A 16283-nucleotide genomic window follows, 5' to 3' on the forward strand; every position below is an offset into this window, starting at 1 on the left:
AGCAAAGAACGACGTCCTGTATTGAGAAAAACAGTTTAAAACTAAGGATTATTGATTGGAGAAATTGGCATTATGGAAAAGATTTGGTTTGCTGAATACCAAAAGACAGGGATTCCAGAAACTGTAGAACTGCCTGCAGAAAATACGTCACTCGTAGACATTTTTGAACGTAATTTCCAAAAATTTGGTTCACGTGATGCCTTTATCTTTATGGATAAGGTTTTAAGCTTTAGTGAACTAGAAGAAGCTAGCCGTAAATTTGCAACTTATTTACAAAGTTTAGGTTTGGCACCTGGCTCGCGTGTTGCGGTGATGATGCCGAACGTACTTCAATATCCTGTGGTTGCACTGGGGGTGTTCCGCGCAGGTTTAGTTTTGGTGAACGTGAATCCACTTTATACTTCGCGTGAGTTAGAGCATCAATTAAATGACTCTGGTTCTGAAGTTTTAGTGATTATTGAAAACTTTGCATCCGTTTATCAGGCGATTATTGGTAAAACCCCTGTGAAGCATGTTGTTGTTGCTTCTGTGGGCGATATGCTAGGTGCATTAAAAGGCACGTTGGTGAATTTTGTTTTACGTTCAGTGCGTAAGCAAATTCCTGCATGGAACATTCCGGGTCACGTTAAATTTAACGCAGCAATGTCTAAAGTAAGCCCAAGCAACTACAAACGCCCAAGCTTAACTTTAAGTGATACGGCTGTGTTGCAATACACGGGTGGTACAACAGGTGTATCTAAGGGTGCAGAATTAACACACCGCAACCTTGTGGCAAACATGCTGCAATGTGATGGTATTTTCCAGAGTAAATTCGGTGCACAAGATGGTCAGCCAGATGACCGTATTTTCTGTGCATTGCCGCTGTATCACATCTTTGCATTCATGGTGTGTGCGCTTTACGGCATGTACAAAGGTCAGGCAAACGTCTTAATTCCAAACCCGCGTGACTTACCTGCGGTGATGAAAGAATTACGCAAATATCAACCAACTTTCTTCCCTGCGGTGAATACTTTATTCAATGCGCTCGTGAACAATGAAGAGTTTAAACAGCTTGATCACAGCAAATTGAAAATGGCGATGGGTGGTGGTATGGCCGTATTACCATCGACTGCTGAAGCATGGAAAAAAGTGACAGGCACTAACATCATTGAAGGTTATGGCTTGTCTGAAACTTCGCCAGTTGCAACGGCAAACCCGCCTGCATCTGAAGAATTCACTGGCACAATTGGTATTCCATTACCATTAACTGAAGTGGCTATTTTGGATGATGACGGCAATGAAGTTGCACTGGGTGAGCAAGGTGAAATTTCAATCCGTGGTCCACAAGTCATGAAAGGCTATTGGAACCGTCCAGATGAAACCAATAAAGTGATGATTAATGGCTTCTTCCGTACGGGTGATATTGGTGTTATGGATTCACGCGGCTATGTGAAAATTGTAGACCGTAAAAAAGACATGATTTTGGTATCAGGCTTTAACGTGTATCCATCTGAAATTGAAGAAGTGATTGCGAAGCATCCGAAAGTATTGGAAGTGGCTGCAATTGGTGTACCAGATGAAAAATCAGGTGAAGTGCCAAAACTGTTTGTGGTGAAAAAAGATCCATCATTGACCACAGAAGAAGTATTAGCGTTCGCTAAAGAGAACTTAACTGGCTATAAACGCCCACGTTATGTGGAGTTTATGGATGAATTGCCAAAATCAAACGTAGGTAAAATTTTGCGTAAAGATTTGCGTAAGACTGCGTAATTCATTCTACTCTGAAATAAAAATGCCCCTGAAAACTCAGGGGCATTTTTTATATGCTATAGAAAATAGATTGTTTCTTGTTCGATAAAGGCAAAAGTATTACTCTTTCATCAGCCAACGGTCAAAGTAACGACGCCCAACACCCACAATACCCAAGAAAATAAACATCGCACCAAATTGGCGGCTAAAACCTGATTGATTAAAACTGCCATAACTTAAAATATTATCAATTAAGCAATACACCACAATCACAATAATCCAGTGCCAGAGCGGTAAGCGCTTAATCCCTACCGCATAAAACGCCACCCAAAGTACAACGAAGGTAAAAATGGTCGACCATACGTTCATGTTGGCGCAAATCACCATCAATAAAAATGCCACAATAGGCAACACAATTTTTAAAACACGATCCACTCGCAGTTGATGTTGGCGCTGCTTTTCAAGTACATCTAACATTTCCTTTTGATCTGGGCTGACCATAATGGATCCTTTATACAATTGCTTAAAACATGCTATTTAACAAAATTTATTCAAGAAATGCCATGTTATGATAAGTTCTCAATACAGTTTATGAGAAAAAATTGATGCAAAGCATAAGTGGAATTGTTTATCTAATTATTATTGCTTGCTTATTGCCGTATGTCTTTGCTGTTGTCGCAAAAATGGCAGGTGGCTTTAAACGTGAAGATAACCAAAATCCACGTGAATTTTTAGCCAAAACCACAGGTTTTGCTGCACGTGCTAACGCCGTACAGCAAAACAGTTTTGAAAGCCTGCCTTTATTTATTGCTGCAGTGCTCATGGCGGAATATATGGTCATCCCACAAGTGGTGGTGATGATGTTTGGTATTGCTTATATTGTGCTGCGCATTATTTATGGAATTTGTTATTTAGCCAATTGGGCGACGCTGCGTTCAATTGTTTGGATGCTGTCTTTACTTTGTCCAATTTGTATTTTGCTGATGGTGATTAAACTGACCTGATCAAGTCAGGTGTGAAAATATGTATTTTTGCCTTGCAGATGTATAATCGCGCAGTAATTCAGGACAGAAAACCGTTATAATTGACGCGGTTTTAAAAAGATTTAACTTGTTTAAGAGTGATGCTATGAGCTACAGCAATATCCCTGCGGGTAAAGATGCACCAAATGACATCTATGTGATCATTGAAATTCCTGCCAATGCAGCGCCAATCAAATACGAAATTGACAAAGATTCTGATGCATTATTTGTAGACCGTTTCATGGGTACAGCAATGTTCTACCCAGCGAACTACGGTTATGTACCAAATACACTTTCATTGGATGGTGATCCGCTAGACGTATTGGTTGTGACTCCACACCCAGTAGAGCCAGGTTCTGTGATTCGTTGCCGCCCAGTGGGTAAATTGAACATGGAAGATGATGGTGGTATTGATGCGAAATTGGTTGCCGTTCCGCACGAAAAATTAACCCCAATTTATAAAGATGTTCAAGAATATACGGATCTTCCACCATTATTGATCAGCCAAATTGAACACTTCTTCCAGCACTATAAAGACTTAGAGCCAGGCAAATGGGTGAAGTTAAGTGGTTGGGAAGGTGCTGATGTTGCGAAACAAGAAGTATTGAACTCAATTGAAGGCTACAAAGCTGCAAATCCATAATTTGCACGTAGCCTGTTCAGTGTTCAAATGAAAGCTGAAATGTAAAAAAACCTGCACAGAATATGTGCAGGTTTTTTATTGGATTGGCTATTCCGAGAAATTAGAATAATTTCACAGGAATATCTAACCAGATACGCCATTCGTTAGTGTCTGGCATATATACGCTCTTGTATTCATCGTTTGCACGGTAGTATGAATGACGTAGACGTAAGCTCACATCTTTCGCAAAACCTGATTGAACGGTGTATTTTACTTGGTTAAAGAATTCACGCTCTTGACCATCTTTTGCTTGGTCACGAACATCAATGTCCCAACCGTAAACAAAAGCAGTTGTCCAGTTTAGACCAGGAAGACCATGGTTTTTAAAGTTATAGTTGTATTGTAAGCCTAAAGATTTTTCATCATTACCTACAAAATCAGACAAATATGAGTTAGGTAGATAAATAGATTGTGCACCATCTGCGTTGCCGCCGTAGTCATAGCCTACATCACCAAAGTTTTGTTGGTAAGCCAACATCACATTGTGTACATCTTTGCTATATGAGGTAGAGATCGCCCAAATGTCATTGGTTTTCTCTGTTCCTGCAATTCCACCATTCTCTGCATTTGTACCATAGGCAGTGTTTGCAATCGTACCTGTTGCTGAATAAGTTGAAGCATCTTTAGAGAATTTTGTGTGGTAGCCGCTTAGATCAAAGTTAAGAGCAGCATCATCTTTTAAGCCGTGGTTATAGTTCACATTGGCATAGTGACGATCTAATTTATCCTTAACATCAACACCATAATAAGATGCTTTTAAGTCATCATTAAATGTATATTTCGCGCCCCATACCACAGCACGGTCTAATTGATTACCATCTGAATTGATTTGGCTTGAATATTGGTTTTCAGTAAATTTACCTGCAACCAAGTTTAAGTTATCAATTTCATTGCTTTGAACGAGTACACCCGTGAAATATTCAGGTACTAAACGGGCAGTGTTGCTAGCTAATACAGGTAAATCGAGTACTTGTGTACCGTAAGTTGCTGTTGTATTGGAAATACGTGCTTTTACATAAGCACCACCACGTGCCCAATGGTCATAAGCAGAGCCATCATTATGTGTTGGAATCATTCCGTTGCCCGTATGCGCATTTTCGCCTAGCTTGAATGAAGCATCACCAATAATCCCTGCACCAAAACCGACTACACCTTTGGTAAAGCCTGAATCTAATTTTATGATTGCTGTTTGTGCAAATGAACTGGTATCTGTATCAGGGGCTACATCTTTATAGTCACGAGCTAAATAGCCTGTACGGAATAAAACCGAACCGTTTGCGTCTTCTACAAAGCCTTTAGATTCACTTTGTTCGCTAGCAAATGCAGTTGAAACAAGCGCTGCGTTGATGAGCAACGCTAGTGTTAATTTTTTAGATTGCAGCATTGGGAGACAGCCTCATGCAGTAAATGTGTAGTTGAAACGTAGCCGAATTGTATCGCTATTTAGGCGCGAAAATATCATTTTTAAGGGGCTTATGACACTAAAGTTAAGCATTTTTTCGATAAACTGTAGGGTCATTAAAAATATTGAATTTTAAAAAGTTTAATAATTATTTTAATTTTTAGTAAAAACATGAACATAATTTTAAATGAGCTGAACAGCTAGAATGGATGACTTGGGAGCAATGCTTTAAGTTTTTTGTAAATTTTAGCCATAAAATCAGCTTTGTTTAATATTTCAGTAGTTTAAGTTAAGAATTTATGGCGAAATAAGTAAGTAAAAACCTAAAATTTTATGTTTATTTCATCTTCTTAAGTATTTACTCATAAGTGCGGTTTTAAATTTTAAAAATAGATAAAGTTGGATATTTTGGTTTTTATTTGAACTAAAAGTATAAAAAATAGAATCGTGTTTATGGGGTGAGTAATAGTTTTTAGCTATGAGGTGTTTCATGTGAAATACGGTGTTTTATTTGCGCTGTTTTTGATGAATTTGACCCAATTAGTATTTCTCTCTTCGCTAAATTTTTAAGTGTAATAACTTCAGAAGAGATTGCATCGGCCTGCCACAATGCTGCTGAAATCTCACATTGGCTATTCGGTTTAACAATTTGAATGATATGCATGTTCTTGGTGCAAAAAAATTATTCGCATTCAAAAATATTTTTTCTAGGCCAAACATGCTGTTTGCCCTTAATGGGCAAGGGGCTATAAGCATATGAGTAATGACTTTGTCCCAGTTTTTAGTATATGCAAAGATGTGGGAATAAATGTTATTGCACTTTTTTAGGTAGTTTAAAATGGAGTTCTAAGTCAGGCACATCAAAAATGTTGCAATGTATTCGGTATCTGCACAGTAAATATGACTTAAACATCTACCTAAAAAGAATAAAAAAAAGTATCTTATAGGTCACAGTGATAAAAAAAAGAAATTTATTAATTTAAAAATAAATATAAATAACAATTATTTATATGTGGTTGTGAGCCTATTCTGAGTATGAAAAATCTTGTTTTTTTGAATGTTGGCACACGGTTTGCAATCCTCCATGTGAGTTAAACAACAATAGACACAAGCATCTCATCAGATGCAGGGGGAATAATCATGAACATGGGATTTAAAACACTTTTTGCAGCAGCGATGATGGCAGCATCTGGTCTAAGCATGGCATCAGAATCAACTTCAGCATTGTCTTTTAGTGGTACTGCGGCAATGACCAGTGATTATCGTTTTCGTGGCATGACACAAACAATGAGTGATCCTGCGGTGCAAGCGGGTTTTGCGTTGAGCCATGATTCAGGCCTTTATGCTGGTGTGTGGGGTTCCAATGTCGATTTTGGTGGTACGGCACATTTAGAGCTTGACCCTTATATGGGCTATACCACAAGCCTAGATTATTTTGCCAGCAAACCCATTTTGGATGTGGGTTTTTGGTATTACGCTTACCCAAGTGAGAGCGATTTAAACTGGCTCGAAGCTTATGCAAAATTAGGTTTTAGTGATGTTTTGTTTAAAGATGCCAGCTTATTAACAGCCATTAACTACAGTAATGATTTCTTAGGTGGTGACACCGATGCTTGGTATTTCAATGCCACTTATACCGCACCCATTGGAAGTACCGGCTTTTCTGGGGTTGCTGGATTAGGTTACACCCAAGCAGATGACTTTGATTTTGGCGGTGGAAAAGACAGCTATGTAGATTGGAAAGTCGGTGTAAGCTATAACTTTGCTTCAGTTGAAGGTTTATCTGCTGAATTGGCTGCTGTAGGAACTGATATTGATACCGATGGTTTTTCGCATGCGGCAAAGCGTGGCGTTGAAACAGGAGCTGTATTTACTTTAACTAAAGCCTTCTAAAGATACGGCTACGACGATAAATAAAAGCTCCAGTTAGGAGTGAAACTTAAAACAATAAAAACAACTCGCCCATTGTACAGGCATGGCAATGGGCTATTTTCATCTCTTAGACTTTTAATCAGATTCTTAATCGAACTCTTAATTAGACTTTCAATCAGGCTTCATGGGCACGATAAGACAGTGCTTCACTCAAATGTGGACTTTGAATCTGTTCACTTTGGGCTAAATCTGCAATGGTGCGTGCCACTCGTAACACCCGATGATACGCACGTGCCGATAAGTTCAAACGCTGCTGCGCAATGGCTAAAATATTTTGCGCAGTATCATCTAAATGTGCAAATTGCTCTAATTGTTTGGGACTGAGCGCCATGTTTAAACACTCTTGGCGTTGCAATTGTCGTGTATATGCTTGAATGACACGGCTTCGCACGGTTTCAGAATTTTCCACTGGTCGGGTATCCTGTAATTCATGTGCTTGCAGAGGTGGTACATCAATGTGTAAGTCGATACGATCCAACAACGGTCCTGAAATACGGTTTTGATAGCGTTTAATACTTTCTGCAGAACACTGACAGCGCACATCTTGATTAAAAGCATAACCACAAGGGCAGGGATTCATGGCAGCAATCAGTTGAAAGTTGGCTGGAAAGGTAATTTGCCGAGAGGCGCGGGAAATCACAATTTCTTTGGACTCTAAAGGTTGGCGCAGCACTTCTAACACTTTTTTATCAAATTCAGGCAATTCATCTAAAAATAAAACGCCTAAATGCGCCAAGGTAATTTCACCAGGTTTGGGATATGAGCCTCCACCGACCAAGGCTACAGCAGAAGCGGTATGATGCGGGGCGCGAAAAGGGCGCTGTCCAAACGTATGCGGGCTATCCGCCACAGAATAGATGCTGGCGACCTCTAAATTTTCCTGCATATTCAATGGCGGTAAAATACTGGAAAGTCGGGATGCCAGTAAGGTTTTACCTGTACCGGGTGGGCCTTTGAATAGCAATGAATGTCCACCAGCAGCTGCTATTTCCAAAGCACGTCGTGGGCGCAATTGTCCTTTAACATCGACTAAATCAAATGCGGAATGAGATAACTGTGGCTGGGCAATTGCGGTGACTTTATCTAAAGGCTGGCTTTGTGCCAAATGTTCGCAAACTTGTTTTAAATGTGTGGCGGCAAAGACTTCAAAGTCAGGCAATTGAGCAGCTTCTTGTGCATTTTGTTCAGGTAAAACCAAACAATGCTGTGCCTGTTGGCAGGCAATCGCAATACTGAGTGTACCTGTGGTAGGGCGCAATTGACCATCTAAAGCCAATTCTCCAATAAACTCTAAACCTTCAGTGCTTTGTTCGGGCAATTGTCCCGAAGCAATTAAAATGCCCAAAGCAATGGCTAAGTCCAAACGTGAACCATCTTTGGGTAAGTCGGCAGGTGCTAAATTAATGGTCAGACGTTTGGTTGGAAATTGAAAACCACTGTTAATAATGGCAGAGCGTACCCGATCTTTACTCTCACGCACGGCAGCTTCGGCTAGACCGACAATGGTTAAAGAAGGTAAGCCTTGACTCAGATGGACTTCGACTTCAATTGCAGGGGCGTGCAAGCCGAGCAGCCCCCGCGTATACACTTTGGCAAAAGACATTTTTATGATGATCCGTTTTGGTGCGTTATTTTTATAATGTTTGGTTTTTGTATTTATGCACTCAATTGGTGCTTATTTTTGGAGTTGAATTTTCTGTTCTAGTACTTCAACCTGTTTTAACAATTCATTTAAACGTAAGTTGGCATTATTGAGCGCAGTACGTTGGCGGTCTAGCTCATCTTGCGAGACCAAATCCATTTTGGTGACCGCCTCATTGAGCAAAGCACGTAAATTATGTTCTAAATCTTTTTTAGGTTGTTCAACTTGTTCCAAAATGGCTTGTAATAAAGTTTCAATCATTGTTGTTTCCACAAAGATGGAGAAAATGGAGGCAGTGTAGCACTGGTCTTGAATAGACTATAGCATTTCAGACGAAATATGGATTTATTCGATGAGTAAAATCGTAAATCTTCTAGTAAATATGTCTATTTTTTGAAGATCAAAACCATATAAATGTATAAAATAAGGTATAAAGAAAACTCATGTCACGGTTTCTAATTTCCCCCGACCTTAGAACTTTGGCATGGAATTTGAACATAAAACCTTACTGGTGAATTAAGCCGAAGGAAAACACACATGAAGCTCGTAACTGCAATTGTAAAACCCTTTAAATTAGATGATGTGCGTGAAGCATTATCTGAAATTGGTGTTCAAGGGATCACCGTAACAGAAGTCAAAGGCTTCGGTCGCCAAAAAGGTCATACCGAACTTTATCGTGGCGCCGAGTACGTCGTTGACTTCTTACCTAAAGTTAAAATCGAAATCGCAATTAGCGATGAAATGGTCGATTCGGTGATTGAGTCAATCACTCGTGTTGCTAGTACAGGCAAGATTGGTGATGGCAAAATCTTTGTGACTAACCTCGAACAAGTCATCCGTATTCGTACAGGTGAAACGGGTGCAGACGCTGTTTAAAAGATGGCATGAAGTTTGCTGAGTACCTAATAACTCACAAAAACAAAGGTCGGGGGACACAAATGAAAAAAATGCTACTCGCGCTGAGTCTATCGGGCGCACTTCTTGGTGGTTCTGTTGCTTGGGCTGAAGAAGCCGCAACAGCCACCGCACCAACTTCAGATGTTGCAGTGCTTGAAACTGCCGAAACATCTCCTATCGAAACAACAAATGCAACAGAAGTTGCAGCTGTAGCAGAAGTCAGCACGCCTGAAGCTGCTGAATCAGAAGCTGTATTAGATACAGGCGATACCGCTTGGATTTTAGTTTCGACTGCTTTAGTTTTACTCATGACCATCCCTGGTTTGGCACTGTTTTATGGCGGTATGGTGCGTAAGAAAAACGTTTTAAACACGATGGCTTATAGTTTTGTGGCGGCTGCCATTGTCAGTATTGTCTGGGTAATCATTGGTTATAGTCTTGCCTTTGGCGAAGGCAATGCCTTTATTGGCAGCCTAGATAAAGTCATGCTGGCAGGCATTGGTACAGAGGCTTTAAGCGGCAGCATTCCAGAAATTTTATTTGTGATTTTCCAAATGACTTTTGCCATTATTACTGTGGCTATTATCAGTGGTTCAATTGCAGAACGAATGAAGTTTGGTGCCTTTGTTGCCTTTATCGCGATTTGGGTGGTCGTGGTCTACGCACCAATTACCCACTGGGTATGGGGTGGTGGTTGGTTAGGCAATGATGGTGCTCTCGACTTTGCTGGTGGTACTGTTGTTCATATTAACTCGGGTGTTGCAGGTTTAGTTGCTGCATACATGTTGGGCAAACGTATGGGCTTGGGCCGTGAATCTATGGCTCCGCACAACCTGACTTTGACTGTACTGGGTGCAAGTTTACTTTGGGTGGGCTGGTTTGGTTTCAACGGTGGTTCTGCTTTAGGCGCGAATGGTGCAGCGGGTTATGCCTTAGTTGTGACTCAAGTGGCAGCCGCAGCCGCAGCAATTGCATGGCTTGTAGCAGAAAAACTGGTACGTGGTAAAGGTTCTGTATTAGGTGCTGCATCGGGTGCTGTAGCAGGTTTGGTGGTGATTACTCCAGCAGCAGGTTTTGTGACTGTTGGTGGTGCATTAGCGATGGGTTTAATTGGTGGTGTGGTATGTTTCTGGGGTATTACTGCCTTAAAACGCGCCCTGAAAGCTGATGACTCTCTAGATGCCTTTGGACTACATGGTGTAGGTGGTATTGTTGGTGCAATTTTAACAGCCTTCTTTGCCAGCGAGTTTATTATGGGCGATGCTGCACCAAGCAACCTAATGAGCCAACTTTGGGTGCAAGTTGAAGGTGTGTTAGCGACCATTGCTTACTCTGCTGTACTGACTTTCATCATCTTAAAAGTAATTGATCTAACCATTGGTATTCGTGTGGCTGCAGAAGATGAGCGTATGGGACTCGACTTAAGCCAACATGGTGAACGTGTAGAATAATCTAGACAGTACATAATCAATATATTGTGTAAAACAGCCCTTCGGGGCTGTTTTTTTTCTATATGTTGCGTAAAACTCTACAAAGTTTGGAATTTTTGCTACACTGCATTTTCATTCAAATTTGTGCAATTAAACCGCTATGCATTGTCCATTTTGCAACACTGCAGACAGTAAAGTGATTGACTCACGTTTGGCGGCAGAAGGCTGCCAAATTCGCCGACGTCGTGAGTGTATTGGCTGTGGTGAACGCTTTACCACTTTTGAAAGTTATGAAGTCGTCATGCCACGTGTGATTAAATCGGATGGGAAAAGTGAACCCTTCGATGAGGCCAAGCTGCGTCGTTCACTGATGCATGCTTTACAAAAGCGTCCTGTGACCCAAGAGCAAATCGAAACTGTACTCAGCGACATCCAATTACAAATTCGCCGTTTGGGTGAGCGTGATGTGAAATCACGTACCATTGGTGAAATTGTGATGCAGGCTTTATTTGCATTGGATCACGTGGCGTATGTGCGTTTTGCTTCAGTGTATCAGGACTTTCAGGATGTCGAAGCGTTTCGCCGTCAAATTGAACAAATGCAGTTACGTGAGCAATAAATCCTCATGTCAGCAAAAAGCAGACAACATCTGAATATGACTGAATTCACTTCCAATTTACCTCCCAATGATCTTTTTTGGATGCGTCGTGCGATTGAGTTGGCACGTTTGGGGCAATACAGCACCAAACCTAATCCAAATGTCGGCTGTGTGATAGTCAAAGATGCACAATTATTGGGCGAAGGGCATCATCCGCGTGCAGGACAACCGCATGCTGAAGTCTTTGCCTTGCGTCAGGCAGGTGAACAGGCACGTGGTGCAACTGCCTATGTAACTTTGGAACCGTGCGCGCACTATGGGCGCACGCCACCTTGTGCCAAAGCATTGGTCGATGCAGGTGTGGCCAAAGTGGTGGTGGCATGTCCAGACCCAAATCCATTGGTGGCAGGTAAGGGTGTTCAGATTTTAAAAGATGCAGGCATTCAGGTGGAGGTCGGTGTGGCAGAAGCTGAAGCGCGTCAGTTAAATTTAGGCTTTTTAAAAGCCATGGCTACGGGCATGCCCTATGTGCGTTTAAAAGTAGCTTCAAGTTTGGATGGTCGCACGGCAATGGCTTCGGGTGAATCCAAATGGATCACAGGCACGGCTGCACGTGCCGATGTGCAGCATTGGCGGGCAATTTCTGCTGCAGTATTAACGGGGATCGACACGTTACTGGCCGATGACTGTCTGCTTAATGTACGCCACTTAGAGGGTGTAGATGACATCCACAGCGTAGTACAACCCAAACGGATTATTTTAGATCGCCAAGGTCGTTTGCCTTTGAGCGCACAAATTTTGCAGCAGCCTGAAACGGTGATGGTGATGGGACCGTATCGTGCAGAGTTGGCTGCTTTGGGCGTGTTACAATTGGAACCGCAACCTTTAGCCACCTTACTTGCCCAATTGGTACAGCAACATCAAATTTATGATGTGTTGGTTGAAGCGGGTGCAACCTTATCGACCGCTTTCTTACAGGAAGGTTGGGTTGATGAGGTGATCAGCTATGTGGCACCTACATTGTTAGGGCACTCGGCTCGTGCCATGTTTAATGCAGAATTTGAACAGATGGCAGAGCAACTTCGATTTAAACTTTGCGATGTCACTCAATTGGGTGATGACGTGCGCCTTAGGTTAATTCCTTCTCAAGAGACACTATGAGTTCAGAGTCAACGGTTTATCACAAACGTCGTCATGCGGCACGCACCACTGATGAATACTTATTCCATCAGTTAGTGCCTTATTTGGGCAATAAACGCCGTTTACTGCATCTGATTTTAGAAGCACTTGAACAGACAGGAACGCTACATCCTAAAAATGGTCGTGCACCAATTTTTGCCGATTTTTTTGCAGGTTCAGGAGTGGTATCACGTTTGGCGCGTCAAAATGGTTATCGGGTGATTGCCAATGACTGGGAACCGTACAGCCATGCCTTAAACCATGCGATTTTGGCCTGCACTGAAGCACCTGCGTTTAAAGAATTAGGCGGCTATCAAAAAGCCATTGATTATTTGAACCGTTTGCCTGAAGTCAAAGGCTGGGTGACGCATAATTTGTGTCCGCGCAATGACGAAATTTATGACCCAAGTCGTGACCGTTTATTCTTTAAACGTCGTAACGGTATGCGCATAGATGCGATTCGTCAGCAAATTGCTACGTGGCAAGCGCAGGGTGCCATTGATGATGTTGAGATGTCGGCATTGTTGGCGCCGTTGTTGTACTCTGCCAGTTTTGTCAGTAATACCAGTGGGGTGTTTAAAAGCTTCCACCACGGCTGGGGTGGCAAAACTCAAACTGCACTCGAACGAATAGAATCATTATTGTGGCTCACGCCAAGTCGTTTTTGTGACATTGGTGAACCAAATAAACCTGCTGCAGAAATGTGGTGTGTCGATGCACAGCATCTTGCCAATCAAATGAGTGGTTTTGAGGTGGATGTGGCTTATTTAGACCCACCGTATAATCAACATGCTTATAGCAGTAACTATCATGTCTTAAATGCCTTAACCTTGTGGGATCAGGTCGATTTACCAACCCCAGACACCAAAGGCTTTAAAAGTGGTATTGACCGTGCATGGCGCAAAGAACGTCCAAGTCCATACAACTCATCTAAGTACGCCAAAGAGGCGTATGAAACCTTATTGGACACCATTAATGCACGTTTTATTCTGACCAGTTATTCTACCGATGGTAATATTAGTGCCACAGACTTGTTGCAAGCCAATTTAAAACGCGGTCGAGTGACGTTATTGACCCAAGATGTACCACGTTATCGTGTCAGTAAGCAGCGTCAGTCTGAACGTGCGCGCGTGCTGGAATTTATTGTGATTACCGATACGCATGCCAAGTCAGGCCCACCTATTCGCCAGTTGTTAGGGCAACTTTACCATTTTGCAGAATTGGGTGGTGTAGATACCTCAGGTGTGAGTACCCAATTGGCGTTGTGGTAAATCCACAAATCCTCAGTGAATGAGAGAAAAGATTATGTTTACAGGCATTATTGAAAGTTTAGGTAAAGTAGAAAGCCTGCAAAGTGTGGGCGGTGATGTACGTTTGCGTATTCAGACCGATTTGGATATGTCGGATGTGCATTTGGGGGATTCAATTGCCACCAATGGTATTTGCCTGACTGTGATCGAGTGGGGCGACAATTGGTATGCCGCAGATGTGTCCCGTGAAAGTTTGAACCGTACCACTTTAGGCACATGGAAAGTGGGTCAGCCTGTCAATGTCGAAAAAGCCATGTTGCCGACCACACGTTTTGGTGGACATATCGTAAGTGGCCATGTTGATGCAGTCGGTGAAATTACGCTGGTACGTGAAGATGCACGTTCAATTTACTATGAAGTGACTGCACCTGCAGAAATTGCCAAATATTTGGCAGAAAAAGGTTCGGTGACCGTCGATGGCATCAGCCTGACCATTAACCATTTACGCGGCAGTGTTATCAGTCTGAATTTAATTCCACACACGGCAGAGCGTACCAATATTGGCACATGGAAAGTTGGCAGCAAGGTCAATTTAGAAGTGGATGTCTTGGCGCGTTATATTGAGCGTTTGCTCTTGGGTGATAAAGCTGCAGAAACTATGCAGCAATCTAAAATTAGCATGGAATTCTTGGCTGAAAATGGCTTTTTAAAATAAGCACAGAGCCGAATGAAATTTAAACAGTCTGATTGAAAAATTAGACTGTTTTTTTGTTTTTAGGGATAATTAAAAAGATAAAGATGTTTTTTTCATCATAAACACCCCTTTGGTTTAATGTAGATGATTGATTTTTTAATGAATTTGGAACACTGGCTGCCATTATTACTCGATAATTATGGTCTGTGGATCTATGCCATTTTGTTTCTGATTATTTTTGCAGAAACAGGTTCTGTGTTCATGTTCTTTTTACCAGGCGATAGTTTGCTGATCGCAATTGGTGCCTTGTGTTCCACCACCGATGTGGTGCATTTGCACTATATGGGGATTTTACTTTTTGTCGCGGCAGTCTTGGGATATAGCGTCAACTATTACACTGGACGAATTCTAGGGGTGAAGTATTTTCATCAACATTCACGTTATTTCAAACCTGAATATATTGTCAAAACCAACCATTATTTTATGAAACATGGTGGCAAAACTATTTTAATGGCGCGTTTTATACCGTTTGTACGCTCATTTGCACCATTTGCTGCAGGGTCAGGGCACATGCCTTTGGCGACCTTTAGTTTTTATAATGTGGTGGGTGCTGCCGTATGGATTTTTTCTTTAATGGCAATAGGTTATGGCTTGGGTAATATTTTGTCTTGGTTGGGTGATTGGATTTAAATTCCTCATTTTTTCTATTTTCTTCTTCTAAATCCACCGCGATAACTAAAAAAGTGGATTGATGGCCACAAAAAAAGCCCACCGTGTGGACTTTTGATATTGTTCAGTTTTAGTGTTTGGTGACAATTAATTCTGTGCCACCCAAGCGCGGGCTAAAAGTATCGTTACTTTGAATTGAAAACTCACCCTTTTCCGCTTCTTTAGACAAGTACATGCTTAATGATTGGAAATCTGCACGACTGATCCATAAATCCTGAGCACGAATACTCCACTGTTCGCCCGCATTAAGATGGTCGATTTTGCCTGAAATTTTCGTCAAGATATCCATTTGAAACCCATGATTACAAAAGTCATTTAAAGGAGATAAAAGTTGAGAATTCAACTTTTTCTGGATGATTATCATGTGACAAAATTATTTCATTTTGATGACATTGGGTTTAAGACTTTGGGCTAATTGGGGATAAAAAGTAAAATTATTCTTTAGAAAAATTTGAATTTTTTAAGATATAGTCAATTTCTTCTTGGGCTGCAGCATGTAGTCGCGCACGAAAGATCGTTACCGCCTGCTCAATTTGAGTTTCGGCTTCTAGCTCTAAACGCAAACGTACACTTTCAAGTTCAGAAACAATTTGATCATCACTTACCGCAGTTGCGGCTTGATTAAAAGTCACTGCAGGTAATTCAGGATTTTGCTCATAACGTGCAGTATAGTTTGAAATTTCCTGATCCAGACTTTGACGCATCAACTCAAGTGCTTGAGTTTGTTCTGCAAAGCGTTGCGCTTCATCTTGCTGTAGCTGTGCAGCATAAGCGGCTTGTTCTGCACGTTGCTGTTCTAATTTGAGTTCGAGTGCCAATTGGCGACGTTGCCGTGCTTCTTCAATCAAACGTGCTTTCAGGTCAGCATAGGCTTGTTCAATTTTTTCCTGTGATTGTTGCTGAGCGCGCTGATCTTCTGCAATCCAGTTGTGTAATTGCGTTTCAGGTTGCAAGACCTCACAAATTCGATGCAGATCATCCATAAATGTCTGGCGCACAGCCTGAGGCGCGGTTAACCAGCGCTGTTTAAAATCTGAGCCGACATTTAAAGTCACCGCATCTCTCCTTATTTTGAGCAGTATTTTTAAAAAAACGTTT

At 41.6% G+C, this 16283-nt stretch carries 18 protein-coding genes; 11 read left to right on the forward strand and 7 right to left on the reverse strand.

Annotated elements, in window-relative coordinates; translation table 11 throughout:
- The first annotated feature begins 72 nt into the window (after positions 1-72).
- Positions 73-1749, forward strand: coding sequence for an AMP-binding protein (locus tag J4G44_RS03415; RefSeq protein WP_179996483.1), 1677 nt, complete (start codon positions 73-75; stop codon positions 1747-1749).
- Between the two features lie 99 nt (positions 1750-1848).
- Here J4G44_RS03415 and J4G44_RS03420 read toward each other — a convergent pair whose 3' ends face one another.
- Positions 1849-2229, reverse strand: a complete 381-nt coding sequence (locus J4G44_RS03420) for a hypothetical protein (RefSeq protein ID WP_004975646.1) — start codon at positions 2227-2229, stop codon at positions 1849-1851.
- Between the two features lie 104 nt (positions 2230-2333).
- On the opposite strand from J4G44_RS03420, the gene J4G44_RS03425 reads away from it, so the two are divergent.
- Together J4G44_RS03425 and ppa are read left to right on the forward strand one after the other, a co-directional pair.
- Positions 2334-2732 carry an MAPEG family protein gene (locus J4G44_RS03425; protein WP_096902243.1) on the forward strand — a complete coding sequence of 133 codons (399 nt, stop codon included), beginning with the start codon at positions 2334-2336 and terminating at the stop codon, positions 2730-2732.
- Positions 2733-2856: 124 nt separating this feature from the next.
- Positions 2857-3393 carry an inorganic diphosphatase gene (gene ppa / locus J4G44_RS03430; protein ID WP_004975651.1) on the forward strand — a complete coding sequence of 179 codons (537 nt, stop codon included), beginning with the start codon at positions 2857-2859 and terminating at the stop codon, positions 3391-3393.
- Positions 3394-3493: 100 nt separating this feature from the next.
- Here ppa and J4G44_RS03435 read toward each other — a convergent pair whose 3' ends face one another.
- Both J4G44_RS03435 and J4G44_RS03440 read right to left on the reverse strand, forming a co-directional pair.
- Positions 3494-4816, reverse strand: coding sequence for an OprD family outer membrane porin (locus J4G44_RS03435; protein ID WP_207973856.1), 1323 nt, complete (start codon positions 4814-4816; stop codon positions 3494-3496).
- Positions 4817-5306: 490 nt separating this feature from the next.
- Positions 5307-5498: a hypothetical protein gene (locus tag J4G44_RS03440; protein ID WP_179989575.1), complete on the reverse strand. Its 192-nt coding sequence runs from the start codon at positions 5496-5498 to the stop codon at positions 5307-5309.
- 473 nt (positions 5499-5971) lie between these two features.
- Here J4G44_RS03440 and J4G44_RS03445 point away from each other — a divergent pair, with 473 nt between their 5' ends.
- On the forward strand, positions 5972-6727 hold the full coding sequence (locus J4G44_RS03445) for a TorF family putative porin (RefSeq protein WP_373683406.1): 756 nt from the start codon (positions 5972-5974) through the stop codon (positions 6725-6727).
- 154 nt (positions 6728-6881) lie between these two features.
- Here the strand turns inward: J4G44_RS03445 and J4G44_RS03450 are convergent, their stop codons facing one another.
- Together J4G44_RS03450 and J4G44_RS03455 are read right to left on the reverse strand one after the other, a co-directional pair.
- Positions 6882-8369, reverse strand: a complete 1488-nt coding sequence (locus J4G44_RS03450; RefSeq protein ID WP_167845701.1) for a YifB family Mg chelatase-like AAA ATPase — start codon at positions 8367-8369, stop codon at positions 6882-6884.
- A gap of 72 nt (positions 8370-8441) precedes the next feature.
- Positions 8442-8669, reverse strand: a complete 228-nt coding sequence (locus tag J4G44_RS03455) for an accessory factor UbiK family protein (RefSeq protein WP_154321151.1) — start codon at positions 8667-8669, stop codon at positions 8442-8444.
- A 276-nt stretch (positions 8670-8945) separates the two neighbouring features.
- On the opposite strand from J4G44_RS03455, the gene glnK reads away from it, so the two are divergent.
- The 7 genes from glnK (at position 8946) to J4G44_RS03490 (ending at position 15146) form a co-directional block, all read left to right on the forward strand.
- Entirely contained in the window at positions 8946-9284 is a 339-nt protein-coding gene (gene glnK, locus J4G44_RS03460) for a P-II family nitrogen regulator (RefSeq protein WP_004650081.1), read from the forward strand.
- A gap of 62 nt (positions 9285-9346) precedes the next feature.
- A complete protein-coding gene (locus J4G44_RS03465; RefSeq protein WP_207973857.1) occupies positions 9347-10756 on the forward strand; it encodes an ammonium transporter in 1410 nt (469 codons plus the stop codon).
- Between the two features lie 139 nt (positions 10757-10895).
- Entirely contained in the window at positions 10896-11354 is a 459-nt protein-coding gene (gene nrdR / locus J4G44_RS03470) for a transcriptional regulator NrdR (RefSeq protein ID WP_179991343.1), read from the forward strand.
- 36 nt (positions 11355-11390) lie between these two features.
- Positions 11391-12494 (forward strand): bifunctional diaminohydroxyphosphoribosylaminopyrimidine deaminase/5-amino-6-(5-phosphoribosylamino)uracil reductase RibD, encoded by a 1104-nt coding sequence (gene ribD, locus J4G44_RS03475; protein WP_207973858.1) that lies wholly within the window; start codon positions 11391-11393, stop codon positions 12492-12494.
- A complete protein-coding gene (locus tag J4G44_RS03480; RefSeq protein ID WP_004975669.1) occupies positions 12491-13783 on the forward strand; it encodes a DNA adenine methylase in 1293 nt (430 codons plus the stop codon). The genes ribD and J4G44_RS03480 overlap by 4 nt, the downstream gene beginning before the upstream one ends.
- Positions 13784-13817: 34 nt before the next feature.
- Positions 13818-14477: a riboflavin synthase gene (locus tag J4G44_RS03485; RefSeq protein ID WP_207973859.1), complete on the forward strand. Its 660-nt coding sequence runs from the start codon at positions 13818-13820 to the stop codon at positions 14475-14477.
- 123 nt (positions 14478-14600) lie between these two features.
- The gene (locus J4G44_RS03490; RefSeq protein WP_004975673.1) at positions 14601-15146 is read left to right on the forward strand and encodes a VTT domain-containing protein; all 546 of its coding nucleotides are present in this window, start codon (positions 14601-14603) and stop codon (positions 15144-15146) included.
- 109 nt (positions 15147-15255) lie between these two features.
- Here J4G44_RS03490 and J4G44_RS03495 read toward each other — a convergent pair whose 3' ends face one another.
- The gene (locus tag J4G44_RS03495; protein ID WP_096901968.1) at positions 15256-15474 is read right to left on the reverse strand and encodes a hypothetical protein; all 219 of its coding nucleotides are present in this window, start codon (positions 15472-15474) and stop codon (positions 15256-15258) included.
- Between the two features lie 145 nt (positions 15475-15619).
- Positions 15620-16240: a cell division protein BlhA gene (blhA, locus tag J4G44_RS03500; RefSeq protein WP_004975677.1), complete on the reverse strand. Its 621-nt coding sequence runs from the start codon at positions 16238-16240 to the stop codon at positions 15620-15622.
- Between the last annotated feature and the right edge of the window lie 43 nt (positions 16241-16283).

The organism is Acinetobacter towneri (genome assembly GCF_017498585.1).
GTDB classification, from domain to species: domain Bacteria; phylum Pseudomonadota; class Gammaproteobacteria; order Pseudomonadales; family Moraxellaceae; genus Acinetobacter; species Acinetobacter towneri.

Excerpts from the sequence above, each read along its gene's own strand:
- J4G44_RS03415 (WP_179996483.1), top strand. The coding sequence starts at position 73 with ATGGAAAAGATTTGGTTTGCTGAATACCAAAAGACAGGGATTCCAGAA.
- J4G44_RS03420 (WP_004975646.1), bottom strand. The coding sequence starts at position 2,229 with ATGGTCAGCCCAGATCAAAAGGAAATGTTAGATGTACTTGAAAAGCAG.
- J4G44_RS03425 (WP_096902243.1), top strand. The coding sequence starts at position 2,334 with ATGCAAAGCATAAGTGGAATTGTTTATCTAATTATTATTGCTTGCTTA.
- ppa (WP_004975651.1), top strand. The coding sequence starts at position 2,857 with ATGAGCTACAGCAATATCCCTGCGGGTAAAGATGCACCAAATGACATC.
- J4G44_RS03435 (WP_207973856.1), bottom strand. The coding sequence starts at position 4,816 with ATGCTGCAATCTAAAAAATTAACACTAGCGTTGCTCATCAACGCAGCG.
- J4G44_RS03440 (WP_179989575.1), bottom strand. The coding sequence starts at position 5,498 with ATGCATATCATTCAAATTGTTAAACCGAATAGCCAATGTGAGATTTCA.
- J4G44_RS03450 (WP_167845701.1), bottom strand. The coding sequence starts at position 8,369 with ATGTCTTTTGCCAAAGTGTATACGCGGGGGCTGCTCGGCTTGCACGCC.
- J4G44_RS03455 (WP_154321151.1), bottom strand. The coding sequence starts at position 8,669 with ATGATTGAAACTTTATTACAAGCCATTTTGGAACAAGTTGAACAACCT.
- glnK (WP_004650081.1), top strand. The coding sequence starts at position 8,946 with ATGAAGCTCGTAACTGCAATTGTAAAACCCTTTAAATTAGATGATGTG.
- J4G44_RS03465 (WP_207973857.1), top strand. The coding sequence starts at position 9,347 with ATGAAAAAAATGCTACTCGCGCTGAGTCTATCGGGCGCACTTCTTGGT.
- nrdR (WP_179991343.1), top strand. The coding sequence starts at position 10,896 with ATGCATTGTCCATTTTGCAACACTGCAGACAGTAAAGTGATTGACTCA.
- ribD (WP_207973858.1), top strand. The coding sequence starts at position 11,391 with ATGACTGAATTCACTTCCAATTTACCTCCCAATGATCTTTTTTGGATG.
- J4G44_RS03480 (WP_004975669.1), top strand. The coding sequence starts at position 12,491 with ATGAGTTCAGAGTCAACGGTTTATCACAAACGTCGTCATGCGGCACGC.
- J4G44_RS03485 (WP_207973859.1), top strand. The coding sequence starts at position 13,818 with ATGTTTACAGGCATTATTGAAAGTTTAGGTAAAGTAGAAAGCCTGCAA.
- J4G44_RS03490 (WP_004975673.1), top strand. The coding sequence starts at position 14,601 with ATGATTGATTTTTTAATGAATTTGGAACACTGGCTGCCATTATTACTC.
- J4G44_RS03495 (WP_096901968.1), bottom strand. The coding sequence starts at position 15,474 with ATGGATATCTTGACGAAAATTTCAGGCAAAATCGACCATCTTAATGCG.